General features: G+C 78.5%; 1 pseudogene. It reads right to left on the bottom strand.

The annotated features are described in order from the left end of the window. Positions 1-672: pseudogene (locus AB8Z36_RS42070) on the bottom strand (hypothetical protein); the annotation flags it as partial.

Below are 672 nucleotides of genomic sequence, written 5' to 3'. Positions count from 1 at the left end.
TGCCCGGACTGCCCGTCGCTCTCGTACGCCGCGTCGGGCAGTCCGGGCACGGCCCCGAGCCGCAGCGCCTCCGGGGCGCGCCGGCACTCGACCGCGACGACGTTCAGCGGCGCGCCCGGCGGGTGCGCCCAGGGCGTCGGCCGTGTCCKSGTGGCGGTCGAGGAGCGCCGCACCCGGGGCCGCCGGGGCCGCCGTCTGCCACGGCCCCTCGCAGCCGAGCAGCGCCGCCACCGCGTCGCAGGTGTCGGGATGGGCGGCGAGCAGCGCGCACCCGGGACCGTCCGCCCCGTCCGCCCCGCCCGCGTGTCCGGGTGCCACGGCCGGTGCCGCCGCCGCCCGCCACGGCGGCGTCCACGCGTCCAGCGCGGCGAGGCGTCCGGGGAAGATGCTGCCCGCCTCGCGGATCAGCAGCGGGGCCAGCTCCCCGCCGTCCGCCCGCAAGGTGCTGATCAGGGTGGGCAGCCATGGCAGGAGCACGGGGTCCGGCAGCCGCGCGAACGCGTTGGAGACCGCCTCGACCACGAAACCGGTGAGCCCCGGCACCGGTTCGAGCGCCTGCACGAAGCCGCTGAGATAGCGCGGATACGAGGGCACCACCAGGGGGTTGCCGAGCAGCTCGTCGCAGCGGGCCCGCAGCTCGGCCCGGGAGAGCCGCCCGAGCTGAGTCTGCGC

It is taken from the genome of Streptomyces flavofungini (assembly GCF_041028215.1).
GTDB lineage: Bacteria > Actinomycetota > Actinomycetes > Streptomycetales > Streptomycetaceae > Streptomyces > Streptomyces flavofungini_B.
Note: the sequence above shows the minus strand (reverse complement) of the source record. Positions and strands in the feature narration are given on the sequence as shown.